At 33.9% G+C, this 17,243-nt stretch carries 17 protein-coding genes and 1 tRNA gene; 9 read left to right on the plus strand and 9 right to left on the minus strand.

Annotated features, from left to right (window positions below; all coding sequences use genetic code 11):
• Complete coding sequence (locus ACFO3O_RS17450) at positions 1–426, minus strand: hypothetical protein (protein ID WP_379981193.1); 426 nt, start codon at positions 424–426, stop codon at positions 1–3.
• Positions 423–3,521: an Eco57I restriction-modification methylase domain-containing protein gene (locus tag ACFO3O_RS17455; protein ID WP_379981195.1), complete on the minus strand. Its 3,099-nt coding sequence runs from the start codon at positions 3,519–3,521 to the stop codon at positions 423–425. Before ACFO3O_RS17455 ends, ACFO3O_RS17450 begins: the two co-directional genes overlap by 4 nt.
• 745 nt (positions 3,522–4,266) lie before the next feature.
• Between ACFO3O_RS17455 and ACFO3O_RS17460 the strand changes: the two genes are divergently transcribed.
• Positions 4,267–4,518, plus strand: a complete 252-nt coding sequence (locus ACFO3O_RS17460) for a hypothetical protein (RefSeq protein WP_379981197.1) — start codon at positions 4,267–4,269, stop codon at positions 4,516–4,518.
• A gap of 122 nt (positions 4,519–4,640) precedes the next feature.
• On the opposite strand, the gene ACFO3O_RS17465 is transcribed toward ACFO3O_RS17460, so the two are convergent.
• The 3 genes from ACFO3O_RS17465 to ACFO3O_RS17475 all read right to left on the minus strand — a co-directional run bounded on the left by ACFO3O_RS17465 (position 4,641) and on the right by ACFO3O_RS17475 (position 7,253).
• On the minus strand, positions 4,641–5,783 hold the full coding sequence (locus tag ACFO3O_RS17465) for a glycosyltransferase (RefSeq protein ID WP_379981199.1): 1,143 nt from the start codon (positions 5,781–5,783) through the stop codon (positions 4,641–4,643).
• A 292-nt stretch (positions 5,784–6,075) separates the two neighbouring features.
• Positions 6,076–6,531, minus strand: a complete 456-nt coding sequence (locus ACFO3O_RS17470) for a hypothetical protein (protein ID WP_379981201.1) — start codon at positions 6,529–6,531, stop codon at positions 6,076–6,078.
• A 467-nt stretch (positions 6,532–6,998) separates the two neighbouring features.
• Positions 6,999–7,253, minus strand: a complete 255-nt coding sequence (locus ACFO3O_RS17475; RefSeq protein WP_299210790.1) for a hypothetical protein — start codon at positions 7,251–7,253, stop codon at positions 6,999–7,001.
• A gap of 326 nt (positions 7,254–7,579) precedes the next feature.
• Here ACFO3O_RS17475 and ACFO3O_RS17480 point away from each other — a divergent pair, with 326 nt between their 5' ends.
• From ACFO3O_RS17480 to ACFO3O_RS17490, 3 genes are all read left to right on the plus strand, one after another.
• Positions 7,580–8,041, plus strand: a complete 462-nt coding sequence (locus ACFO3O_RS17480) for a hypothetical protein (RefSeq protein ID WP_379981203.1) — start codon at positions 7,580–7,582, stop codon at positions 8,039–8,041.
• Between the two features lie 236 nt (positions 8,042–8,277).
• Positions 8,278–8,637, plus strand: coding sequence for a hypothetical protein (locus tag ACFO3O_RS17485; protein WP_379981205.1), 360 nt, complete (start codon positions 8,278–8,280; stop codon positions 8,635–8,637).
• A 5-nt stretch (positions 8,638–8,642) separates the two neighbouring features.
• Positions 8,643–10,013, plus strand: a complete 1,371-nt coding sequence (locus tag ACFO3O_RS17490; RefSeq protein WP_379981207.1) for a tyrosine-type recombinase/integrase — start codon at positions 8,643–8,645, stop codon at positions 10,011–10,013.
• Between the two features lie 164 nt (positions 10,014–10,177).
• On the opposite strand, the gene ACFO3O_RS17495 is transcribed toward ACFO3O_RS17490, so the two are convergent.
• Positions 10,178–10,251, minus strand: a tRNA-Met gene (locus tag ACFO3O_RS17495).
• Between the two features lie 162 nt (positions 10,252–10,413).
• Between ACFO3O_RS17495 and ACFO3O_RS17500 the strand changes: the two genes are divergently transcribed.
• Both ACFO3O_RS17500 and ACFO3O_RS17505 read left to right on the plus strand, forming a co-directional pair.
• On the plus strand, positions 10,414–10,806 hold the full coding sequence (locus tag ACFO3O_RS17500) for an START-like domain-containing protein (protein WP_379981209.1): 393 nt from the start codon (positions 10,414–10,416) through the stop codon (positions 10,804–10,806).
• A gap of 55 nt (positions 10,807–10,861) precedes the next feature.
• Positions 10,862–11,707, plus strand: a complete 846-nt coding sequence (locus ACFO3O_RS17505) for an aminotransferase class IV (RefSeq protein WP_379981211.1) — start codon at positions 10,862–10,864, stop codon at positions 11,705–11,707.
• On the opposite strand, the gene ACFO3O_RS17510 is transcribed toward ACFO3O_RS17505, so the two are convergent.
• A complete protein-coding gene (locus tag ACFO3O_RS17510; RefSeq protein ID WP_379981490.1) occupies positions 11,704–12,267 on the minus strand; it encodes a YqgE/AlgH family protein in 564 nt (187 codons plus the stop codon). The genes ACFO3O_RS17505 and ACFO3O_RS17510 overlap by 4 nt on opposite strands.
• Positions 12,268–12,662: 395 nt before the next feature.
• Here ACFO3O_RS17510 and ACFO3O_RS17515 point away from each other — a divergent pair, with 395 nt between their 5' ends.
• Together ACFO3O_RS17515 and ACFO3O_RS17520 are read left to right on the plus strand one after the other, a co-directional pair.
• On the plus strand, positions 12,663–13,463 hold the full coding sequence (locus ACFO3O_RS17515; protein WP_379981213.1) for a TIGR00266 family protein: 801 nt from the start codon (positions 12,663–12,665) through the stop codon (positions 13,461–13,463).
• A gap of 172 nt (positions 13,464–13,635) precedes the next feature.
• Positions 13,636–13,833 (plus strand): hypothetical protein, encoded by a 198-nt coding sequence (locus ACFO3O_RS17520; protein ID WP_348166456.1) that lies wholly within the window; start codon positions 13,636–13,638, stop codon positions 13,831–13,833.
• A 49-nt stretch (positions 13,834–13,882) separates the two neighbouring features.
• Here the strand turns inward: ACFO3O_RS17520 and ACFO3O_RS17525 are convergent, their stop codons facing one another.
• Complete coding sequence (locus tag ACFO3O_RS17525; protein ID WP_379981215.1) at positions 13,883–14,824, minus strand: LysR family transcriptional regulator; 942 nt, start codon at positions 14,822–14,824, stop codon at positions 13,883–13,885.
• A 167-nt stretch (positions 14,825–14,991) separates the two neighbouring features.
• On the minus strand, positions 14,992–15,408 hold the full coding sequence (locus ACFO3O_RS17530; protein ID WP_379981217.1) for a DUF2141 domain-containing protein: 417 nt from the start codon (positions 15,406–15,408) through the stop codon (positions 14,992–14,994).
• Between the two features lie 279 nt (positions 15,409–15,687).
• Here ACFO3O_RS17530 and ACFO3O_RS17535 point away from each other — a divergent pair, with 279 nt between their 5' ends.
• A complete protein-coding gene (locus ACFO3O_RS17535) occupies positions 15,688–17,079 on the plus strand; it encodes a tetratricopeptide repeat protein (protein ID WP_379981219.1) in 1,392 nt (463 codons plus the stop codon).
• Positions 17,080–17,243: the final 164 nt, after the last annotated feature.

The raw sequence follows: 17,243 nt of genomic DNA on the forward strand, positions 1-17,243 counted from the left end.
TCAGTCAAGTTCAATGCTGGTTAAAGCCTCTAAATAACTGCGTAGACTTGTATAGCCGTATCGCTGTATTGCTTCTTTTCTAGTGACATGAGAAGCCCTAGTGAGGGAGTTTTCATCTAATTCAGGATCATAAGCACCCCAACGACTTCTAAGAGTAGCGAGTGCATTATTCATACAATCACTATAAAAAATGAAAGCGGTCAACTCTTCGGCATTTTGACCCCCTGAGTAGGGAATCTCTAAATAATCTTCGATCAGTCCTGTGACATTTTCCTTTTCTTCTAGGGCGTTTTCAATCAAATCAAAAAGATGAAGGTAAATACCTGAATAGTGATCATCGTACTGATCGAAGGCCATAGCGTTTTGAACACAGAATAGCGTCGCGCTATCGGTATCGGTAATGAGTTGTGGATTATAAAATATCATCTGTTTGCAATTTTTAATTGTTCTACTAAATTTTTTAAAGGGTGTAAATGCGATTTGATCCGAAGCCACAATGCTTCATAGCTATCTATAACCGCTTCTAATTGGGGATGGGTTTGTTTTGTAGGGAAAATAGCCGTAGGTGTGTTTTTGCGACCGCCCACTAAAATGAGCATCATACTTGCTACAGCGCCTTGTTTATTGTAAAGCGTAAATCCATTAAGATTGATAATATCATCAACGATATAATGACGGTACAGCCATTTGTAAAAGGGAGCGTATCTTCGTATGTGTCCATCTTCTCCATAGATAAAATGTCCCATAATGATGATCCCTGACTTGCCTGTATCTTTAAGGGTATCTAGGGCTAATCCTGCCATTAAATGCTCCAAGCGCATAAAGCTTGCTAGCTCATAGTGTTTATTGAAATACTTATTGACGATTCGGTTTTTGTCAAAACGATCATCTTCCCATTTTGCAAAGGGGGGATTAGTGACCATCACATCAAAATGATGTTTCCACTTCTTCGGAAAAGGCTTTGAGGCGTTTAAGGCGTGTACCTCTGAAAACCGCTGGAATTGTAAAGAAGCCCTACGGGTGGCATCGATCTCATTGGTAATGGTCTTGTGAGGTTTAGCCCCGACAAGTAATAGTCCATTACCAGCACTTGGCTCAAAAATAGCTTTGGCACTTCTCATACCCGTGTACTCGGCGAGCATGGCGCCAATAAGACAAGGCGTGGAATATTGCTTGTATTTCTCCTTACTACTATCTGAATAGGCATAAGTGGGTTGCACGGTAGTCCAAAATCGAATCATTGCTTTTAAACTCGCTTCAAAGGGAGTGATTTGTAAATACAGCTGTCTGTACCAGAGTAGCCAAGAGAGTTCCACCGCTTCCCATAACATTCCAAGAGTAGGCGCTGCTGTGGTTTCCATTAAAGCTTCTACTTTCTTTTTAGAAAGGCGCTCCTCTTTGTGATAATGCGTATGCATGATAGCCACCACTTGATCTAAATAGGAGGTGTCCTCTTTTTTGGGTTCTCTCTGCTCTGAAGGGTTGGAACTTGATCGGCTTTCTATGTACTGAACAACATGGTTCCTTGATTGCTTTAAAAGCGTGATCGTCCAATTGATGTTTTGATAAGCTTCTTTGGTTGCCCCTTTGGGTTTGCCCGTCTTAGGATTGATAAGGGTTTTTTGAGCTTCTTGTTCATTGGTTATTTGCTCATCTATCAAGCTCAGGGCAAACTCTACATCTTTTACAGGGCGGTATCCCTCTACGGCGTGCCACCACTGTTTTTTGTCCGAAGTACTAGATATAATCTCTCCAAGAGGGCGCACCGCTCTATGATGGGTATAAATATTGACATACGGATAGTTAAGGGCGATAGGGAGTTCTAATTCTTTAAAAATAACCTCGCCTTGCTTTTCAAAATGGCGAAGTAATGTGCTACGACTTACATCAATTCCATAATCCGTGGGATGAGCAAATTGCATGAGTTCAAATAGCGAAGTAGCATCAGCCGTTTCTAAATTGCTGTCTGAAATAGATCTCAAATAAGGATAGTCTCTTTTTATAAGATCACGCATAGAAAAATTGATCGCTCCATAAGTAAAATGTTCGCCAATGCCCTCTGGAACCATCATATTCTCTAGGGTTTCTTCTTGAATTGTTTTTGTACGGATTGCAGGGGTATTTTCCTCTTTTAGTGTCGCAAGTCTGAAAAATTCTATTAAAACCAAAACCTGAAATGTGATCGTATCAGAAATTGATTCTTTATAGTGCTTTCTAAATTGATCTACCGCAAGTCCAACCTCTTGTTGTAGATTGTCAGATTCACTCGCATCTAGTAATGCTTCAATGAGTCGCTGTGCTAATTCCTTATCATCTTGTAACTCATCTAGCGCTAGGTGTAGTTTTTGAATAACACGCTGTACAACACCATATCCATTTGCCTGTTTTTTCCGAGTGTATTCTTTGTATAATTGAGAGACAACTCTCGTAGATTTAGTTTCAGTAATGCCTTGTTTTTCATTAGAAACCTCTTTTTTTAAAGGTGTTTTCTTTTCTTTAGGATGTGTATCGGTTTGAGCAAGTTCAATGTTTTTTTCTTTCGCGAAAGCTTGAATACTAATACCTACAGCTTCTAATCGTTTTTTATGAAGCGGATCATTATTTAAAATAGCATCGCCATTTTCTATTACCATTTCCACTTTGTTTATAAGGGAAACAAAACCAGCTTTTAATGCTTTTTTATGAGTTGGAAATTGCGGATCATAGATGCTTGGTGATCCTGAATTGCCAGAGAAGTTTCCGAAGTTTTTTTGATAACTAAGCCCATAGCTATAACTGCCATTTTCTAGTTGTGCTATAGAAATTTTAGCTCTGTATTTTAATTTTTTAGCTATTGGGATAGTATACTCCCAAAGCGTTTGTTTTTTTTCTTTGGATTTTTTTACGAATTGTTTTTCGGTTTCTTGATTAGGGATTTTTGTGGTAGGTTGATGATCTTCTTCTTTTGTTTGAGTGATTATTACTGCGTTTTCTTCAATAGGTTCTTTGAGCGTTTCAACAGCAGTTTTTTCTATAGCTATCGGATCAGTTTTATAAGAATCTGCACTAAGTATAATGCGACCATTGTAAAATAGATCTCTACTATCTGCCTTATAATTTTTAGGGTATATATTAATTTTTCTTAGTTCCTCTTTAAAATGGATTTCACTAAACTGTTCTGCAATCTTAGTGGCTAGTGGTATTAATGGCTCAAAGACCACGTATTCTTTTTTTTTTTTAGAAGCATCCTTGAATAGGAGTTGCACTTTGCTGAACTTATCATCTGTAATGTGATCGTTTGACGGCTCGTAAGAAGGATGAATCACAATCCTATCCCACGGTAAATCATTCTGTATCGCATTTTGAAAGTCCTTTATGAATTGATGATAAGAGGGGCGGTCTTTAGCAAATAGTTTTAAAGGAGCGTACTTGTAATCTCTAAAACCCAATTCCTTTAGATAATCCAATAGATGTTCAGGAATTTCACTTTCAAAGTGAAGTCCTATGCTTTTTTCCTTATTGTGTTGAATCTTGAATTTCAAACCGTTTTTCTTTTGAGCCAAAGTACTCTCGCTATACAAGGATTCCTTGGCGCGACTTTGGTAAAGTGACAAAAGAGGTGTTTTTTAGTCTGCTAAATAATTGAATACAAGTGATTTGAAAAATAGAGGGGGTGACAAAAAAAGGTGCATAGGCTAAAAACAGTATGTTTTCAATAGAGGGAGGTATTCTATTTCAAGTAAAAAAAAGTCAATAAAAGTACTCCCCTAAAAAACTCCTTTTTATCAATGAAGGTGTTTTGTTCAGAAAAAAGATAGTCTTTAGGATACATGGTTATAGAAATTGGGGTGTGGAAATTTGCTCAGCAAAATCCTCTTTTTCTATCAATAGAGCTATTTTGCTCAGAAAAAAAGATACTCTTTAGGATATATAGTTATAGAAATTGGGGTGTGGAAATTTGCTCAGCAAAATCCTCTTTTTCTATCCATAGAGCTGTTTTGTTCAGAAAAAAAGATACTCTTTAGGATATATAGTTATAGAAATTGGGGTGTGAAAATTTGCTCATCAAAATCCTCTTTTTCTATCAATAGAGCTGTTTTGTTCAGAAAAAAAGATACTCTTTAGGATATATAGTTATAGAAATTGGGGTGTGAAAATTTGCTCAGCAAAATCCTCTTTTTCTATCAATAGAGCTGTTTTGTTCAAAAAAAAGATAATCTTTAAAATTAATAGCTGTAGAAATTGGCTTGTGAAAATTCATTACTTTCGACGCCTGAAAATAATATCGTGAATAAAAGAAAAATACTTCCAGAAGTGGTAACAGATTTTATCGTTCCACTTTTTGTATGTGAGAAACAAAACGCAATAAATGTATTTGTGGTTGAACAAAGTGAATTTGATTCTGCAACAAATAACACATATGTAGCTTGCAAGAAATTAGACTATCAAGAGGAGGCAGAAGTAATTATATATTCTGCTGAGAACGCTCCAAGAATCGTCAAATATAAAAGAGAATTGCAAAGCCTTCTTTTGACATAAGCTAGAAATTTTAGCTAATGAAGCAATATTCAATTTTTCATCAAATATCACCTTTTATGCATACCAAATTTGAGTCTAAATTTGTTTAAAAAGACAATAAATCTAAGAAGTGTTTTATAAGTCTAGTTAAATATGGACGTGATTTTTGTTAGATTCTTTCGCGTATAACTATGATCTCTCCAAATCATTTTGATAGTATGTGAGACCAGTCGTTTTCTAAAGCTTTCGTTTTCTAATAGGGTAATCATATGTAATTCCCAATCAGAATCTTCCAAAACCAAAAGCCCAGCTTCTTGTTTTTCTATGATAGGTGCTACTGGATGATTCTTACAAGCAATAGAGGGAATCCCCAAAGCAGATACTTCCAAATAGTAATGGGTTGGATCATACTTTGAGTATTCAGAAACATTAAAAAGAGCGATGCGAAGTTGTAACTTTAAAAGTTGTTCAAAGTAGTCAAGAAAGTTTCCTCTTTTGAAAAAAACCATATTCGACTCAGAACTATAAGGTCTTTGATCTCCTTTATAGTCAAAAATAATACAAGATATTTCATATCCCTTTTGACTTAGTTTTTTTAGGAGTGTTGGCAATAATGCCACGAAGGTCTTTGAAGGATTAAATACACCAATAGTTAAAGAATTTGATTCACTCTTATCAATGGGATTTAAATTTTCAAAACTTATCCTGGAGATAAGAGTGGGCATACTTTTCAGATGACATTTTACATCGTTAAAATAGAACTTTACGGCTGAACGATATTGTTCAACCAACAGTTCATTTTGACAAATACAGATATCGAGTAAATTTATATTAGCAATTAATTGATCTTTTATGGCCTTGTTGATCTTCTTATAATTGCTATGCCAAGTGGGAGTCTTATGATAATTCCCATCTAAATGCATGACAATTTGCAGATGAGGATATAACAAACGTATAATTTGCAGTGTGTATGTAATATCTGTTAGAATCGTTGGAAATACAATATAGTGCGCCCATTTTAATAACCGCACATCTAACATATTCACATACTCAAAGAAATCTGAACTCACTTGATCTAATTCAATGCTATTGAGTATCGCACTATGAGTTATTGTTTTATTGAGTTCTAAAGCAGGTAGTATGCTACTATAATATTCTTGAGAGCGTAATCTAGGACTTACATATAATATGTGAACTTTCCCATCGTGAGGATCATAATTTGGATATCGCTTTACAAAAGGAGTTACCGTTTTTAAATGTTTATAGAACTCAATAATAGTTTGCATACAAGCTATAGATGGTTATTAGTGTAATGTCAAGAGCATTTGACCTGACTCATAATGTGCAATCAAAGTATTACTAGCTAAATCATAGATTTTAATCTTTTTAGCATGGGGGATATAGTGGGTAATCTTATTTTGAAACCTTTGGAATCCTATCGCTCTGTCTTTAGAACGAGAATGGCAACTTCCCCAATCTAACGAGTAGAAAGTTTTGATATTGCTATCGAAAAACCAAACAATCATCTTAGAGTGTGAATCGATTGGAATTGCCCATCTTTTGCGTATTGGCATGATTTTAAGATTTAAAAAATGTGATAAATTCACTAAGCAATACTTCACTAGCATTTTGCGTACCAATCGTGTATATTTTTATATTCTCTTTTTTTACCAGAAACATTCGGATTCCTTTTGGTTTTGATGTTAAAGGGTTTTCAAACGTTTTAAAATAATTCTTGAGTTTTTGCTCAACAACAGATCTTCCAATAAGGCTAGCGGTAAAACGATCAGCAAAGAATAATGGAATCTCCTCTAAAGAAATTGTTTTGATAGGCTGATCTCCACTCAACAAAATGGTTGATAACTCCCCATCTCTCAAACTAATTTGCAATGAAATGACTCCATTGTGATGCGATTGTTTTGCTAATGAAGTAGCATGATTAATAAAATGTCGAGCGATACGGTCTTCTTCAGATAAAGAATCTAAAAGAAGATTTTTGAGCTTGTTAGAAATACTCTTTTTAAAGACTGTCATACTTGTTTTTTTAATGAAATACTTAATCCTTCCCTTAAATTAATCCACAGAGATAAAAAGGTTTTAAAAGGTCTGAATAGTCGCCTTTACTTGATACTCATATAGATATTTATGATTTTCGCCGAAAGGAACTGCTAACTCACAAAAGCAATCTATATTTCTTTAAAAAGTGCAACAGGATTGTGACCGCTAGCTTAAAACCTGCGCACTAGTCTGCCACGTTTCCTGTTTAGCACTTTTTTCTTTAATAATTTAGATTCTAAAATGCGTATAGACATCGTACTGTGGGTTATATAAACACCTAACTTTATTAAAAAAAAATAACATTATCATCCTAAGAAAAGTAACTTCATAAAATCCCTTGGTATAAGTGAATTACTTATTCCTATTTAGTTGTGGTTGTTGAATGTAAATAAGGTTAGGAGGTATTCTAGCGGGTGTGGTGCGTATGCTAGAATATAATAGTTTTAACGATTTTTATATCGTTTGACAAGGGTATCAAATTTCTTGTCTAGCTCTTCTTGTTCTTCAAGTTTCTTAGCGACTAAAGCTACACACGATCTATATAGAGCATTTCTAGTATAGGGTTTAATTCTCTTGTTATTAAAGAACTTTGAGATCGTTGATCGAGCCGATCCCGTAGCCTTCTGTAATACTTCAACTGGATTGCTGTAGAGACCAAACATGGTCTCTACAATTTCTGAGATTCTTTTCTGATTCATATGCAAAAGGGTTTTTCATAACGTGGTGCAATTTGTTTTTTCTAAAATGACTCAAATAGTTTGCCATATTCATTGTATATAACAATTAATTAACCTTAAATAGTATATTATTTGATGATAAAGTAACAAAATAAGATTTGTAAAAACTACTTTTACACGCAATTGACTTAGAATTGACTCTTTACTGACTACCTTTGTAAAGTCGCTATGAAGCCCTAGTAAAGTAGTTGTGAATTCTTGATGAAGTCGTAGTGACTTATTACCATACTAATTTTAATATCTTATATTCACATAACCAACAGTATAACTAAACAACCAATTTTTTTATGCAAACGCCACAACCAACCATTTATCCAGAAACCATCAAGTTTTTAGAGGTTATTGAAGAAATAAAGGAAACAAATCGACTTTTAAAAATAGAACCCAAGACAAATAAGGGAATATCTAATCTTATTTATCCAACAGACAGAACTATTTTTTCTAAATTAAAAACAGGGATGCGTAAACGAGTTCCTATGGATGCACTACAGAATCTTGCAAACCATTTTAAAATCGATATGAATTATATATTCTACGATAATTTTGAGATTAACTACTTCCCTGAAGTATTACAAGAATCTGCTACTAAAAACCAAGCCAATTATACTGTGTCAGATGACCATTTACGCATCATTAACAAAAACAACTACAATGCACTTGGACTCACCATTAAGCTCTATGAGCAAATGATGAATTTAATGGAACAGAATCGTAACTTATCTGAAAATAAGAAAGTTAAATCTAAGTAAAAAAACATAGTATCTCTTTACTATGTAACTGCATGAAGTCCCACTGACTTAGTAGTATCTCTTTAGTGTAGCAGAATTAGCGCATCATCGTACACAAAGGTTTCTTAGCTTTGGTAGGTACACTATTTAAGTGATATGATATCATTTAAAATAGTCTATCTATTGAGAGGGAATCTATATTCCCATAGTATTCATCCATATACTGAAAACCTGCACAGTATTATAATTCAGTTTGTATGGAAAGTAATAAATTCTATGAGTTAAAAGAGTTAAGAAATATTCTTCCAATTACAGATCAGCGAACCATCACAAAATGGTTAAGCGATCATCATATCCCAATCCAAACTATTGCGGGTAAAAAAGTAGTTCATCGATTTATGGTCGATATGGAAATTGACAAATCACTTGTCAAAGAATTAAAGAAAAAATATCCTGAGAAATGGGAAGAGCTTTATACCTGTTATCAGGATAATGACCGTTTAGGATATCTATTACTATTAGATGATGATTTTGTACCTACTAAGCGATATGAATCCATCCTAATAAAAGATGTAGAACAAAAGTCAAGCCTCGCTGCACAACTTTTAAAAGGATAGGAATTATGAAAAATAAAAAGTTACCTATCAAAAGTAAAAAGCACAAAGGACTAATGATTTATTGCATGAATAATAAATGCAAAAAGTACTTTACTTGGACAGAGCAAACCCATGAGGTAGATGGTAAAAAAAAACATCAACACGCTACCTGTGGAATATCTGGATATAGTTATACAAGATGTAAATCTTTTGATAAGCACGTTTTTATATCAAGAGTCCATATATCAGGAACTTCTAGGGGAACCATTAGTAGAACACTAAAGGCAGAGACCTATACTGATGCCGTAGTAGAGGCTATTGCTTTTGAAAAAGAGGTGAAAGAAAAAATAATAAATGTGAATGTATCTTTAACTCCTAAAAAACAACCTCGCAATCATGTATATTTAGCATCCGCTCAATCTGCGTATATTCTTTTTTTAGAAAATATAGATGTTGCGGATCATCTTAAAAAAGAACGTACTCAAAAGCATATCAAAGAAGTATTCAAATCGCTAACACAGTTTAATGATGCATTAAAGAAAAAAGGGATAAAGAAAACCCTCATACGAATGCTTCAGATAAATGATGACCACGTAGGCTATTTTCATAGTTACCTTTTGAGTGAAAAGCAATATGCTAATAAAACCTATAATAATAAAATAGGAGTCCTTAGAAGTTTCTTTGCTTGGGCAATTACTGAGTTTGAGCTTAATATGGCTAATCCATTTTCTAAAGCAAGAAATAGAACCGTAAATAAGCAAAATGATTCCATCACTATTGGGGAATATAAGGCACTATTAAAAGCTATTACACCTGAAAATGGAATTTCCTACGAAGGTAAAGACAAAAAAACAAAAAGGAATAGATATAAGCCTTGGTTGAAATCTGCTATCGAATTAGGATTACATACAGGAGGAAGAAGAGAAGAAATTATCATCCTTACATGGGATATGATAAAATATGTAGAAAATGAACCTGGTTATTTAGAAGTTCCTAATCTAAAAGTAGAACGAGGTAAAGGGATAGGATTTAATGATGATGTGCCTCCTAAAATTATTCCAATTACAGTTGATTTATTAGACTTGTTAAATCGTTTAGGATTTGAAGAGAAAAAAAACACCGAAGAATATCTATTAAATATGAATAGGGAAACAAGCCCCAATGTTCTTATAGAACAAATGTCAAAAGGATTTTCTCATTTTTATAAATTACTAGAAACAGGTAAAAGAATTCAATTTAAACACTTGCGAAAAACCTATATTAGTTATATGAAATTAGCGATGGGATCAGAAACAGGAAACTTAACCTCTCACTCATCTAATGAAGTTATTGACAAAAACTATGTTGACAAAAGAGTTATTGCGAATGCACAAAGGAAATTTAAACTTTTTAATTAATATTTTCTAATGAAATGTTAGGGTTATTCAATCAAAAAAGTTTGAAAACCCTACGTTAAAACCCTACGTTAAACCCTACGTTAATTGAAAATTTTCTTTTTGAAATAATTCCAAAAAGGTTATAAATAAAAACAACCTCTTGATTATCAAGAGGTTGTTTTAAGTAGCGAGAACGAGAATTGAACTCGTGACCTCCGGGTTATGAATCCGACGCTCTAACCAACTGAGCTACCTCGCCAAAATATGCTTATGAGGAATAAAATACATCTCATCCCGTAAGCGGGTGCAAATATAGAAACAATTCATCTTACAACAAACAGATATTTTAAAATAAAATCAAAACTATTTTTTTGTTCTCGCCATATCTTTCAATATATTGGGCTTTACTAACAACAGACCTATGAGCGATAAAATAAAATTTGAAATAGAATTTGTGGTGCATGCATCACCCTCTCTATTATACCAATATATGGCCACACCTTCTGGAATGAGCGAGTGGTTTGCAGATAATGTCAATTCTCGCGGAGAATTATACACTTTTATCTGGGATGGCAGTGAAGAACAAGCCAAACTAGTCACTAAGAAAAGTAATGAGCGTATCCGCTTCAGATGGCTTGAGGATGAAGAAGATGGCGAAGACTATTACTTTGAGTTACGTATACAAGTAGATGAAATCACAAAAGATGTATCTCTTATAATTACAGATTATGCAGAAGAAGACGAAGTCGATGAAGGTAAAATGTTTTGGGATAATCAAATTTCACAATTAAAACAAGTCATAGGATCTGTTTAAATTCTATGCTAAATAGTATATTTGTCCCGTCCTCAAAAGAGCGACGGGATTTTTTATGATCAACGATAACGGTACTTTAGTAAAAAAAAATGATGTAACCCTTAACCCAATGAATAGAGGGTTATTATATGGTGATGGTGTATTTGAAACCATCAAAGCAGTCCATGGAAAATTACTTTTTTGGGAAGATCATTATTTTCGATTAATGGCATCTATGCGTATCCTCCGTATGGAAATACCTATGGATTTTACGCCAGAGCATTTAGAAAAACAATTAGTAGATACATTACAAGCTAATAATTTACTGGAGAAGCCAGCTCGTATAAGGATTACAGTATACCGAAAAGGAGGTGGGACGTATCTTCCAGATGAAAGAGGTGTAGGGTATTATATCCATGCCAAAGAAATAGCTACTCCTTTTTATACATTGTCAGATAAACCATATGAAGTTGAGTTATATAAGGATCATTATGTAAATGCAGATATTTTATCTACGTTAAAGACAACGAATAAAGTACTCCACGTTACAGGAAGTATTTTTGCAGAGGATAATGCATATGACAATTGTCTTCTTATCAACAATAAAAAAAGTGTGGTAGAGGCTTTACAAGGAAACCTCTTCTTAGTGAAAGGAACTCATATCAAAACACCTCCATTAGAAGATGGATGCTTGCGGGGTATCATTCGTAAACAACTCTTAGCAATACTACCTTTAATGAAAGAATACACTTTTGAAGAGGCTTCTATATCTCCCTTTGAGCTACAAAAAGCAGATGAACTTTTTATTACCAATACCATAATAGGGATTCAGCCTATTACGAAGTATAGAAAGAAAACATACACCCATACAGTGACAAGTGCTTTATTACAGAAGCTAAATGTAAAAGCAAGGTTAGGCTAATTGTAATGTGGATTTTCGGGAGCATTAGACCAGAGTAGGTAATCACCACCTAATTCAATGATTTTTTCTCTCCATAGTTTTTGAGAGCTTTTGGTGAGAATGTCTTTTTCATGTACATTCTCAACAACGACCCAAGATTTTTCTAGTAATTCTTGATTGAGTTGTTCTGCTTCCCATCCAGAATACCCTAAGAAAAATTGAATTTCTTTAGATTGGATCTTATTATTTTCAATGAGACGAATAACGGTATCAAAATCACCACCCCAGAAAATCCCAGAAGCAATCTCAGTACTTCCTTTTATAAGATTGGGGACGGTGTGGATAAAGTAAATATTATCCTGTTCTACAGGACCTCCATTAAATATAGGTAAATCACTCCCTGTGAGAATAGGAATAAAATCTTTGAGTTTCTGCTCAAGAGGCTTATTCATAATAAAACCAACAGAACCCTGATCATTATGATCAGCAAGTAAAACGACAGATCTGTTAAAAGAGACATCACCAATAATGGATGGCTCAGCGATCAATAAGTGCCCTTTGGTTGGAGATAAGTTCATAATATATTTCATTCCTAAATTAAACCTAGTCATTTTTTTTACCATATCAAAATACAAATCTATTTGTTTAATACTATCTTTTTTGATTTCAAAGACTTATGAAGCTTTGTAATATAGATTTTAAAAAATAAGTTCAGATTATTTGATTCTCAATACATTGTTTATTAGCTATTTGAAAATAAAAACTCTATTTTTTAACAAACACTATTTAAGTTTTAATTTATTTTCAAAACTTTCACAGTATCAGGGGTTTGTTAAACAAATTTTAATAGATATAACAAGGTAGATTAGCTATGAAGTATTTTGCAAATAGATAGCGTCTATTTAATTATTTAGAATGACCGTGTAACAAAATGGTCATTTTTTTTACTTATGGTTTACATAGTAATTTATAAACAATGAAAGCACACGAAATAGACTACGAAATTATAGGAGAAGAAATGCAATATGTAGAAATAGAACTAGATCCCCAAGAGGGAGTTATTGCAGAAGCAGGAAGTTTTATGATGATGGAAGACGGGATACGTATGGATACCATTTTTGGTGATGGATCTCATAAAGATAATACCGTAATGGGTAAAATCTTTGGAGCAGGAAAACGTTTACTCACAGGAGAAAGCCTTTTTATGACAGCATTTTATAACGATGTTTTAGGAAAGAAAAAAGTAAGTTTTGCTTCTCCATATCCAGGAAAAATAATTCCGATTGACTTGGCGGCTATAGGAGGGAAGTTTATATGTCAAAAAGATGCTTTCTTATGCGCAGCAAAAGGTGTTTCTGTGGGTATTGAATTTTCTAGAAAACTAGGAAGAGGCCTTTTTGGAGGAGAAGGATTTATCATGCAAAAACTAGAAGGCGACGGTGTTGCTTTTGTACATGCTGGTGGTACCACATTAAAGAAAGAACTCGCTCCTGGAGAAAAACTGAAAGTAGATACAGGATGTATCATTGGTTTTGACCATACCGTACATTATGATATTGAATTTGTAGGTGGTATAAAAAACACCATTTTTGGAGGCGAAGGATTATTCTTCGCAACCTTATCTGGACCAGGCACCGTTTATATACAGTCTTTGCCTTTTAGCAGACTTGCTAATCGTGTACTAGCGCTAGCCCCAAAAGGTGGAGGAAAATCTAGAGGGGAAGGCTCTATACTTGGTGGTATAGGAGATTTACTTGATGGAGATAATAAATTTTAGTAATCATTTATAAATCAATACGCTACGCTTTAACACCTTCAAAAATAGATGTTAAAGTGTACTAGTTTTTTTAAAAAAGAGAATAAAAGGTCGTATATTTAGTCTATAACAAAAATAACTGCCTATCGTAGAAAACTACTTTTTTTGATCTAACCTAAATCTTATTTCGAATATGGCGAGAGCAATGTTTGAATACACCAAAACAATTCTCAATAAAGTGAGTTTTGACAGTGTATTATTTTGTAAAGAGTTACAAAAAGCAGTGAAACGATTACTTCCTTATGAAATTGAGGAATTGCGTATTTGGATTGACAATCTTGTAAAAGAAAATCCAAATCTTAATCAATGTCTAATTTATTTAAACCCATAAAAAAAAGCCTTGGAAACAAGGCTTTTTTAGTGCATCTATTTTCAGATTCTTACTTTTTATTGATAGGACTGATAATTTGTACATTTTGAAACGTAATCGCTCCCTTTACAACGCTAGCAATCGTGTTCCGTAACGCTTCTATGATTTGCATTTTTAATTCGCTTTTGTGATAAATAAGACTGACCTCTCTAGCTGGAGAAGGTTCTTCAAATTTTCTTAAAAAATCTAGATCTTGCCCTTTATAATCAATCGTATGTAAATAAGGTAATAAAGTCATGCCTAAACCTTCATTGGCTAATTTTACAAGCGTTTCAAAGCTTCCACTTTCCAACGAAAAGTGATCCTCATCTTGAAGGTTGATTGTTTTACATAAATTGATAACCCCATCTCTAAAACAATGTCCATCTTCAAGCAATAACATATCAGTGAGATCCAAATCAGATACCTCAAGCATCTTGTTCTTATACAGGCGATGATTTTGGGGTACATACGCAATAAAAGGTTCGTAGTATAAAGGTCTCTCTTTTATATTTTGATTTTGTAAGGGGGTAGCCGCAATGGCAGCATCCAGATGTCCATCTTCTAGTTTTTCTATGATGGTTTCTGTATTTAGTTCTTCTATTTTAAGTTTTACCTTAGGGTATTTATTGATGAAATTACGCAAAAACATAGGAAGCAATGTAGGCATGATCGTCGGAATAATCCCAAGTTTAAATTCACCGCCTATAAATCCTTTTTCTTGATCAACAATATCAGAGATGCGATTGGCTTCATTGACAATGTTTTTTGCTTGAATCACTATTTTTGTGCCTATTTCCGTAAGTTCTATCGGTTTTTTAGAACGGTCAAAAATCAAGATATCTAACTCTTCTTCTATCTTTTGTATTTGCATACTTAAGGTAGGCTGCGTGACAAATGTCTTTTCGGCAGCTTTTGTAAAGTTTTTATGCTCTGCAACCGCAAGGACATATTTTAATTGCGTAATAGTCATATCATAGAATATTAGGACTACAAAAATACAAAGCTATTAGTAAAAACTATACACATTAGAATACAATTAGTTTTTCTTATGAGAAAAGATAGACGCCTATGTCATGAATAAGCGCAAAAAAAGTTCATACAAACGATGAACTTTTTTACTACATATTTAAGATATGATTACATGGCTATTTTTAATGTAATGTCTTCTTCGCCTACGGTAAATTTTGCATCTCCCCATGATGGAGGACCAAAACCAGCGCCTACTCCAGAAAGACCATATGGCTCTTTTGGCATCCCACTAGGTTCAAAATCCATACGTCCATTCTCATTAAAATCATGCAGAGTGATGATCCCGTAAGTACCAGGCTGTACGTTTTTAAATGTCAGGGTAACGGTTTTGTTTTCAGGGGCTGTTTCGACAGCATCCAGTGGTGCGGCTCTCATGAAGGTAGCTTCATCATATAATGCAGCAGATACCTTACCATCGTTGTTTAAAAGATTATCAATAGTAACAGTAACTGTAACGCCTTTAGCGTCTTGTGCGAATATACCTGTTGAAAAAAAGAGGGCAATGAGGTAGATAAAAGTTTTCATAATGTGTTGTTTTTATAGTGTTAATTTTGATTGACAGGGTAAAAGTAGGGGTACGCTTTCGCGAAAGCGAATAAAACCTTCCGAACTGTCAAAATTGGCGTTTGAACTGTAGATGAGAGAATACTACTGCCAAAAATCGCAAACCATTGTCGTCTATTCAATATTCTTGTTTTCGGCTTGATTGTTGAATGTTCATTACTATGTTGACAACTCTTAGCCCTAAAAATGGCAAAGTCCTGAAACATTGTTAAATTTATACTAATACATAAACCGATGTGTATGAATTATAATCCTGAAGAAGAAGAAAATATTTCTCTCACGCGTTTTGAGTCCATGTTAAAGACCAATAATGTGATGTTTTTTGACTCTGAAGAGTTTGAAAGCATTACCAATTACTATATAGAAGAAGGCAAAATAGCCTTGGCTAGGAAGGCTGTAAAATTAGGATTAGAGCAGCATCCAACCTCTGTAAATCTTAAATTATACAGAGCTGAGATTTTTATTTTCGAAAATAAATTTGACGAAGCAAACGCGATATTAAATGAGTTGTATGAATTAGAACCTACTAATGAAGAGGTTTATATCCAAAAAGCAAACATTTACAGTAAACAAGATGAGCATAAAAAAGCGATCAACTTACTAGAAATCGCCATCGATCTTACAGAAGAACCTGCAGATGTTTATTCCTTAATAGGAATGGAATATTTATTTATAGATGATTTTCAGAATGCGAAGTATAACTTCATGAAGTGCTTGGAAATCGACGAGACAGATTACAGTGCACTTTACAATATCATTTATTGTTTTGATTTTTTAGAACAACGAGAAGAGGCTATTGATTATCTTAATATGTTTCTAAATAAAAATCCATATTGTGAAGTCGCTTGGCATCAAGTAGGAAAACAATACTTTGACTTAAAACAGTATGAAAAAGCACTCTCTGCTTTTGATTTTGCAGTCATCAGTGATGATCGTTTTATAGGAGCCTACCTTGAGAAGGGGAAAGTCCTTGAGAAATTAGGAAGGTATAACGAAGCCTTAGAAAATTACCAAATCACCCTAGAACTAGATGATCCTACCTCTTTTGCCTTATTGCGTATGGGCAAATGTTATGATAAGTTAGGAAACGATGAGCTAGCGTTAAAACACTATAAACGATGTGTTCATGAAGATCCATTGTTAGATAATGGATGGATTGCAATTACAGATTATTACAGTAAACGACTAGACTTCCAAAAAGCACTTTATTATATTAACAAAGCCATTCATATTGATGCTGAAAATGTCTTATATTGGAAACGATATGCAAAAATTAATCACCGTTTAAAATTTTATGAAGAGGCAGAAAACGGGTATCGAAAAACCTTAGAGCTTGGTAACTATGAGCTTGAAACATGGCTTACCCATGCTGATATTTTATTATATTTAGAAGAAATAGATGCTGCAATTACCATACTCACGCAGGCGTTGGAGTTTTATCCAGAAAATGCCGAAGTGATGTTTCGTTTGTCGGGACTGAATTACAACAAGCGTGATGATATTCAAGGACGTTTTTTCTTAAAAACAGCGCTGATGATAGATGCTGATTTCTCTATTATCTTGGAAGAATTATTTCCGTATGCATACTCGAAAAAGGAAGTAAAAGAGCTTTTAGCCAAATATAACAACTAAACCCACTTGCATTAGAACTTCGTTATAAGGTTTGAATAAGTAATAAAACAGAGTGCTTTCTGAGCTTTAGCATCGCTACGTGTATCCTGAACCCAGTGGAAGAAGAGCTATGGTTGAATTCAAAACCTGTACTCAGCTTGACTGGGTAACTAGTGTAATAGTAT

The organism is Dokdonia ponticola (genome assembly GCF_042653865.1).
Classification (GTDB): domain Bacteria; phylum Bacteroidota; class Bacteroidia; order Flavobacteriales; family Flavobacteriaceae; genus Dokdonia; species Dokdonia ponticola.

Excerpts from the sequence above, each read along its gene's own strand:
- ACFO3O_RS17450 (WP_379981193.1), bottom strand. The coding sequence starts at position 426 with ATGATATTTTATAATCCACAACTCATTACCGATACCGATAGCGCGACG.
- ACFO3O_RS17465 (WP_379981199.1), bottom strand. The coding sequence starts at position 5,783 with ATGCAAACTATTATTGAGTTCTATAAACATTTAAAAACGGTAACTCCT.
- ACFO3O_RS17470 (WP_379981201.1), bottom strand. The coding sequence starts at position 6,531 with ATGACAGTCTTTAAAAAGAGTATTTCTAACAAGCTCAAAAATCTTCTT.
- ACFO3O_RS17475 (WP_299210790.1), bottom strand. The coding sequence starts at position 7,253 with ATGAATCAGAAAAGAATCTCAGAAATTGTAGAGACCATGTTTGGTCTC.
- ACFO3O_RS17480 (WP_379981203.1), top strand. The coding sequence starts at position 7,580 with ATGCAAACGCCACAACCAACCATTTATCCAGAAACCATCAAGTTTTTA.
- ACFO3O_RS17485 (WP_379981205.1), top strand. The coding sequence starts at position 8,278 with ATGGAAAGTAATAAATTCTATGAGTTAAAAGAGTTAAGAAATATTCTT.
- ACFO3O_RS17490 (WP_379981207.1), top strand. The coding sequence starts at position 8,643 with ATGAAAAATAAAAAGTTACCTATCAAAAGTAAAAAGCACAAAGGACTA.
- ACFO3O_RS17500 (WP_379981209.1), top strand. The coding sequence starts at position 10,414 with ATGAGCGATAAAATAAAATTTGAAATAGAATTTGTGGTGCATGCATCA.
- ACFO3O_RS17505 (WP_379981211.1), top strand. The coding sequence starts at position 10,862 with ATGATCAACGATAACGGTACTTTAGTAAAAAAAAATGATGTAACCCTT.
- ACFO3O_RS17515 (WP_379981213.1), top strand. The coding sequence starts at position 12,663 with ATGAAAGCACACGAAATAGACTACGAAATTATAGGAGAAGAAATGCAA.
- ACFO3O_RS17520 (WP_348166456.1), top strand. The coding sequence starts at position 13,636 with ATGGCGAGAGCAATGTTTGAATACACCAAAACAATTCTCAATAAAGTG.
- ACFO3O_RS17525 (WP_379981215.1), bottom strand. The coding sequence starts at position 14,824 with ATGACTATTACGCAATTAAAATATGTCCTTGCGGTTGCAGAGCATAAA.
- ACFO3O_RS17530 (WP_379981217.1), bottom strand. The coding sequence starts at position 15,408 with ATGAAAACTTTTATCTACCTCATTGCCCTCTTTTTTTCAACAGGTATA.
- ACFO3O_RS17535 (WP_379981219.1), top strand. The coding sequence starts at position 15,688 with ATGAATTATAATCCTGAAGAAGAAGAAAATATTTCTCTCACGCGTTTT.